This is a genomic window from Micromonospora sp. KC207 (assembly GCF_004348615.1).
GTDB lineage: Bacteria > Actinomycetota > Actinomycetes > Mycobacteriales > Micromonosporaceae > Micromonospora.
On record NZ_SMKJ01000337.1, the window covers coordinates 1 to 6899 of the forward strand.

Sequence of the window (6899 nt, forward strand, 5' to 3'; positions counted from 1 at the left end):
TCGAGCGGTTCCCGGCCGGTTTCGGGGGTGCGGGACGGGGTGGGCGGCACGTGCTGGCTCCGGGTGTATTCGCGAGGGATATGGCAAAGGTGAGGTTCGGCAGAACCGGTGCGGTCAAGAGTACGAGGGGGGTTGCGAATTGCGTGATCGTGCGCGTGGAAACGTTCCCAAAAACCGGTACGGACGCGGACAGTCGTGATGGCTGTGCCGATTGTCACCAAGTAGTCCCAGGTCACGCGATATTCGCTTAGCCTTCGCCCATCGATCGCGATGGCACCGGATTGGCGGTGGTCAGCCCTGGGGTGTCAGCAAACTGAACTTTCGTTAAGTGTTTGTTCCGGCGCGCGTGGGAGGCTCTGGTGGCAACGCAGGAGACGGTCGATCACAAGTACGTCTACGACTTCGCCGAGGGCAACAGGGACCTGAAGGACCTGCTCGGCGGCAAGGGGGCCAACCTGGCCGAGATGACGAACCTCGGTCTGCCGGTGCCGCCCGGATTCATCATCAGCACCGAGGCGTGCAAGGCGTACCTCGCCACCGGGGAGGAGCCGGCCGGGCTGGCCGGTCAGATCGAGGCGCACCTGGAGTCGCTGGAGCGGGGCATGGGCCGTCGGCTCGGCGACCCCGACGACCCGCTGCTGGTCTCCGTACGCTCCGGGGCGAAGTTCTCCATGCCCGGCATGATGGAGACCGTCCTCAACGTCGGCCTCAACGACCGCAGCGTCGTCGGGCTCGCCGCGCGGGCCGGCGGCAACGAACGGTTCGCCTGGGACTCCTACCGCCGGCTGATCCAGATGTTCGGCAAGACCGTCTGCGAGGTGCCGGGCGAGGAGTTCGAGCACGCGCTCGACGAGGCCAAGCGTGCCCGGGGCACCACCGACGACCTCGACCTGGACGCCGACGACCTGCACGGGCTGGTCGACGCGTACAAGAAGATCTTCCTCAAGCACACCGGCCGCGACTTCCCGCAGTCCCCGCGCGAGCAGCTCGACCTGGCCATCCGCGCGGTGTTCGAGTCGTGGAACGCCGAGCGCGCGGTGCTCTACCGCCGTCAGGAGCGCATCCCCGCCGACCTCGGCACCGCGGTCAACGTGGTGGCCATGGTCTTCGGCAACCTCGGCCCGGACTCCGGCACCGGCGTCGCCTTCACCCGCGACCCGGCCAGCGGCGCGCAGGGCATCTACGGCGACTACCTGGCCAACGCGCAGGGCGAGGACGTCGTCGCCGGTATCCGCAACACCGTGCCGTTGCAGGAGCTGGAGAGCATCGACAAGAGGTCCTACGACGAGCTGCTGGTCATCATGGCCCGGCTGGAGGGGCACTATCGGGACCTCTGCGACATCGAGTTCACCATCGAGCGCGGCAAGCTGTGGATGCTCCAGACCCGGGTCGGCAAGCGCACCGCAGCGGCGGCGTTCGTCATCGCCGGCCAGCTCGTCGACGAGGGCCTGATCGACCTCGACGAGGCGCTGCATCGAGTCAACGGCGCGCAGCTCGCCCAGCTGATGTTCCCCCGGTTCCAGCTCGACCACGGCTTCGAGCCGGTGGCCAAGGGTGTCGGGGCGTCGCCGGGCGCGGCGTCCGGCAAGGTGGTCTTCACCTCCGCCCGCGCCGTCGAGCTGGCCGGCGAGGGCGAGGCGGTGATTCTGGTCCGCCGGGAGACCAACCCCGACGACCTCAACGGCATGATCGCCGCGAGGGGCATCCTCACCTCGCGCGGCGGCAAGACCAGCCACGCCGCCGTGGTCGCCCGGGGAATGGGCAAGACCTGCGTGTCCGGTGCCGACGAGATCGATGTCAACGTGCCGGCGAGGCGGCTCACCGTCGCCGGGCAGTCCGTGAGCGAGGGCGACGTCATCTCGATCGACGGCACCACTGGCAAGGTCTACCTCGGCGAGGTGCCGGTCATGCCATCGGAGGTGGTGCGGTACTTCGAGGGCACGCTCGATCCGGCCGAGGCCGACGACGCGCTGGTCAAGGCGGTACACCGGATCATGACCCACGCGGACGCCGCCCGGCGGCTGGCGGTGCGGGCGAACGCCGACACCGGCGCGGACGCCGCCCGGGCCCGCCGCTTCGGCGCGCAGGGCATCGGGCTGTGCCGCACCGAGCACATGTTCCTCGGCGACCGGCGTGAGCTGGTCGAGCGGCTGATCCTGGCCCGCACCGACACCGAGCGGTCCGACGCGCTGGCCGCGCTGCTGCCGTTGCAGCGCGACGACTTCGTGGCGATCTTCCGCGAGATGGACGGGCTGCCGGTCACCGTGCGGCTTATCGACCCGCCGTTGCACGAGTTCCTACCCCCGCTGGAACAGCTCGCGGTCGACGTCGCCGTCGCCCAGGAGCGCGGCGAGGACGTGGCCAAGGAGGAGGCGCTGCTCGCCGCCGTCCGGCGGATGCACGAGGAGAACCCGATGCTGGGCCTGCGCGGCGTGCGCCTCGGCCTGGTCATTCCCGGCCTGTTCGCCATGCAGGTCCGGGCGATCGCCGAGGCCGCCGTCCGGGTCACCCGCGAGGGCGGGTCGGCCTGCCCGGAGATCATGGTCCCGCTGGTCGGCGCGGTGCAGGAGCTGGAGACGGTACGCGCCGAGGCGGAGAAGATCATCGCCGAGGTGGTCGGGGACAGCGGGGTCGAGGTGCTGATCGGCACGATGATCGAGGTGCCCCGGGCAGCGCTGACCGCCGGCCAGATCGCCGAAGCGGCGGAGTTCTTCTCCTTCGGCACCAACGACCTCACCCAGATGGGTTGGGGCTTCTCCCGCGACGACGTCGAGGGGGCCTTCTTCTGGCGCTACCTGGAGCTGGGCATCTTCGGCATCTCACCGTTCGAGTCGATCGACCGCGACGGCGTGGGCCGGCTGGTGCGGATCGCCGCCGAGGAGGGGCGGGCCGCCCGGCCGGGGCTGAAGCTCGGTGTCTGCGGTGAGCACGGTGGCGACCCGGAGTCCGTCCACTTCTTTCACTCCGTCGGGCTGGACTACGTCTCGTGCTCGCCGTTCCGGGTCCCGGTGGCCCGGCTGGAGGCCGGTCGCGCGGCGGTCGAGACGGCGGGCTCCGACAGCCGCTGAACCGTGGCAGGCCACGCCCCGGCGCGGCCGTGTCTCGCGGTCGCCGCGCCGGCGCCGGCCCCGGTGGGCGAAGCCGCACGCATCCCCACCGGGGCCGGCGGGCTCAGATCGGCGGACGTCGCCAGCCGGTGGCGCGGGGCGCGTTGGGGGCGCGCGCCGGCAGGGTCGCCATCGGGGTCCGCGTGGCCAGCGGCGCGTGCGGGTCGAGCGCTGCCATGCTGCTGGGCGCGCTGCGCTGCTGGTCGAAGACCGCGCCGGTCCTCTCGGCCACCTCCCGGGCCTCCCGGTGCAGGGTCTCCAGGTCGGTGTCGGCCCCGGTGACCAGGGTCAGCAGCGCGTGCCGGCCGGCCGGGTAGGTCACCACGCAGCCCCGGGAGGTGAACACCACCGACTCCTGGAACGCGCCGTGCCGGACCGTGTCGGCGACCCGGTGGCCGAGGCCGAAGCTGGCCGCGGCCAGGGCCGCCAGGTGGGTGGCGTCGGTCGCCGGCAGGTCGCTGGAGATGAGTAGGCCGTCGGTGCCGGCGAGTACGCCCCCGGCGACCTCTGGTCGGCGCTGGCGCAGCCCCCGCAATTCCGTTCCCAGCACCGCGTCAGCGTCCACGAGCGTCACTTCCCGTCGTCCGATTCAGGGTTCCAGATCTGATTCAGGTGTGCGGATCATCGGTAACGTTCTGCTCTGGGAACGCTACCGGTCGCCATTGCCGATCGCGACCCGTCACGGTCGGCGATCAGCCGACAACTCTCGACTGATCGGCTGTTGCGCGACGTCGGGGCGAGGACTGTCGCGCCGGCTGGGGGCGGAAGTCGTCGCCGCGCCATCGGTATGCGCCAGGCGTAGCCTGGGGCTCGCGCGAAGAATGTCGTATTGCCGGTGGAGGGTGGACCGCATGGTCAGCGTCTGGGAAAGTCTCACCGTGGACGCGCGGGACCCGGCCCGGCTCGCCCGTTGGTGGGCCGAGGCGCTGGGCTACCAGGTGGTGACCGAGCAGCCGGGCGCGGTGGAGATCCGGCAGTCCGCCGACCGCCTCCCGGGCATCGTCTTCGTGCCGCTCTCCGGCGACAAGCAGGGCAAGAGCCGGCTGCGCCTCGACCTGCGCCCGGCCGACCAGGAGGCCGAGGTCGAGCGGCTGGTCGACATGGGCGCCCGGCACGTCGACGTCGGCCGGGGCGAGGTCGACTGGACGGTGTTGGCCGACCCCGAGGGCAACGAGTTCCGCGTGCTCAGACAGCGCGGATAGGCCGCTGTGCGGACGAGCGACCAGCACCGGGGCGGCCCCGGCGACGCGGCCCGGTCCGACGCGGTCCGGGCCGACGACGGCGCGGTCCACCACGCCGCCGCGCGCTGGGTCGACGAGCCGGCCAAGGACACCGGCGCGGGCCGCTCGCCGTACGAGCGGGACCGGGCGCGGGTGCTGCACTCGGCCGCGTTCCGCCGGCTCGCCGTGAAGACCCAGGTGCACACCGCCGGCACCGACGACTTCCTGCGTACCCGGCTGACCCACTCGCTGGAGGTGGCGCAGATCGCCCGGGAGATGGGGGCCCGGCTGGGCTGCGAACCCGACGTGGTGGACACCGCCGGGCTGGCCCACGACCTCGGCCACCCGCCGTTCGGGCACAACGGCGAGGCGGCGCTGGACGCGTTGGCCGCGACTTGCGGGGGCTTCGAGGGGAACGCGCAGACGCTGCGGGTGCTCACCCGGCTGGAGGCCAAGGTGCTCGGCCCCGACGGCGGCTCCGCCGGGCTCAACCTGACCCGGGCGTCGCTCGACGCGACCACCAAGTACCCGTGGCCGCGCCGCCGGGCGGGCGGCAAGTTCGGGGTGTACGCCGACGACCGGCCGGTCTTCGACTGGCTGCGCGCCGGCGCCCCGGAGGGGCAGCGCTGCCTGGAGGCCCAGGTGATGGACTGGGCCGACGACGTGGCGTACTCGGTGCACGACGTCGAGGACGGCGTCCACGGCGGGTACGTCTGCCTGAGCCCGCTGCTGGCCGACCCCGACGAGCGGGCCGCGCTCTGCGCCGACGTGGCCGCCGCCTACTCCGGGGAGTCCCCGGCCGACCTGGGCGCGGTGCTCGTCGAGCTGCTCGCCGACCCGGTGCTCGCCCCGCTCGCCGGCTACGACGGCAGTCACCGGGCCCAGGCCGCGCTGAAGGCGACCACCAGCGTGCTCACCGGCCGGTTCGTCTCGACCGTGGTGGCCGCCACCCGCGAGCGCTGCGGGCCCGGCCCGCTGCGGCGGTACACGGCCGACCTGGTGGTGCCGCGCCGGGTCCGGGCCGAGTGCGCGCTGCTGAAGGGGATGGCGCTGCGCTACGTGATGCGCCGTCCGGGCGCCCGTTGCCGCTACGAGCGGCAGCGGCAGATCCTCGCCGAGCTGGTCTCCGCCCTGACCCGGAGGGCCCCCGACGCGCTGGACCCGGTCTTCGCCCCGCTGTGGCGGGCCGCGCCGGACGACGCCGCCCGGCTGCGCGTGGTGATCGACCAGGTCGCCTCGCTCACCGACCCGGCCGCGGTGACCTGGCACGAGCGGCTGCTCGCCGAGTGAAACGCCCGTGGCCCCGGCCGCTGGCGGCCGGGGAACTTAGGTTAGCCTAAGGCAATGACGGAGCGCCCGAAGAAGGTCACCGCCGCCCGGGTCCTGCGGACCTGGCGGCCCACCCCGCACGTGGTCCGGCTGCTGCTCGGCGGAGAGGAGCTGATTGGCCTGCCGGTGGGCGAGTACACCGACCACTACGTGAAGCTGGTCTTTCCGCCGGCCGGGGTGACCTACCCGGAGCCGGTCGACCTCGCGGCGATCCGCCGGGACCTGCCCCCCACGCAGTGGCCTCGGCTGCGGGCGTACACGGTGCGGGCCTGGGACGCGGCGGCCGGCGAGCTGACCATCGACGTGGTGCACCACGGCGACGAGGGGGTGGCCGGCCCGTGGGCGGCCCGGCTGCGCCCCGGTGACCCGGTGCGGTTCGTCGGCCCCGGCGGGGCGTACGCGCCGAGCCCGGACGCCGACTGGCACCTGCTGGTGGGCGACGAGAGCGCGCTGCCGGCTATCGCCGCCGCCCTGGAGCGGCTCCCGGCCGGCGCCCCGGCGCGGGTCTTCGTGGAGGTGGCCGACGCCGCCGAGGAGCAGCCGCTGCCCAGCCCGGGCGCGGTCGAACTGACCTGGCTGCACCGGGGTGACCGGCCGGTCGGCGAGGCGCTGGTGGCGGCGGTGTCGGCGCTGGACTTCCCGCCCGGCGAGGTGCACGCCTTCGTGCACGGCGAGGCGACCTTCGTCCGCGAGCTGCGCCGGCTGCTGCGCGTCGAGCGGGGCGTGCCCCGCGAGCAGTTGTCGATCTCCGGCTACTGGCGGCGCGGCATGGACGACGAGGGCTGGCGCTCCACGAAGCCCGACTGGAACCGGCTGGTGGAGGCGGACGAGGCCACCGCGCCCGTCTGAGGTGCCGCCCGCCCCGCCGTCCCCCCGACGCCGCGCGGGTCACCCCGGCAGGGCAGGATGTAGGGCCGAGGGGGGTGGCGAATGGCTGGGCGGATCCGGGACGAGGACATCGCGCTGGTCCGGGAGCGCACCTCGATCGCCGAGGTCATCTCGGACACGGTGACGCTGCGGTCGGCGGGCGGTGGCAACCTCAAGGGGCTGTGCCCGTTCCACGACGAGAAAAGCCCCTCGTTCAACGTCTCGCCCGCCCGCAACGTCTGGTACTGCTTCGGCTGCGGGGCCGGCGGCGACGCGATCAAGTTCCTGATGGACGCCGAGCACCTCAGTTTCGTCGAGTCCGTCGAACGGCTGGCCGCCCGCGCCGGCATCCATCTGCGCTACGTCGAGAAAGATC

6 protein-coding genes are annotated in these 6899 nt (G+C 72.9%); 5 read left to right on the forward strand and 1 reads right to left on the reverse strand.

The window, feature by feature from the left end; translation table 11 throughout:
• The first annotated feature begins 359 nt into the window (after positions 1-359).
• Positions 360-3068 (forward strand): pyruvate, phosphate dikinase, encoded by a 2709-nt coding sequence (gene ppdK, locus E1258_RS28365; protein ID WP_132406518.1) that lies wholly within the window; start codon positions 360-362, stop codon positions 3066-3068.
• Between the two features lie 103 nt (positions 3069-3171).
• Here the strand turns inward: ppdK and E1258_RS28370 are convergent, their stop codons facing one another.
• Positions 3172-3657, reverse strand: coding sequence for a roadblock/LC7 domain-containing protein (locus E1258_RS28370; protein WP_243715749.1), 486 nt, complete (start codon positions 3655-3657; stop codon positions 3172-3174).
• A gap of 301 nt (positions 3658-3958) precedes the next feature.
• Between E1258_RS28370 and E1258_RS28375 the strand changes: the two genes are divergently transcribed.
• The 4 genes from E1258_RS28375 to E1258_RS28390 form a co-directional block, all read left to right on the forward strand.
• Positions 3959-4309, forward strand: coding sequence for a VOC family protein (locus E1258_RS28375; protein ID WP_132406522.1), 351 nt, complete (start codon positions 3959-3961; stop codon positions 4307-4309).
• A gap of 6 nt (positions 4310-4315) precedes the next feature.
• Positions 4316-5617, forward strand: a complete 1302-nt coding sequence (locus tag E1258_RS28380; RefSeq protein ID WP_132406524.1) for a deoxyguanosinetriphosphate triphosphohydrolase — start codon at positions 4316-4318, stop codon at positions 5615-5617.
• A gap of 54 nt (positions 5618-5671) precedes the next feature.
• A complete protein-coding gene (locus E1258_RS28385; protein WP_132406526.1) occupies positions 5672-6505 on the forward strand; it encodes a siderophore-interacting protein in 834 nt (277 codons plus the stop codon).
• Positions 6506-6586: 81 nt separating this feature from the next.
• On the forward strand, positions 6587-6899 hold a 313-nt coding region (locus E1258_RS28390), incomplete at its 3' end, for a CHC2 zinc finger domain-containing protein (RefSeq protein WP_243715750.1).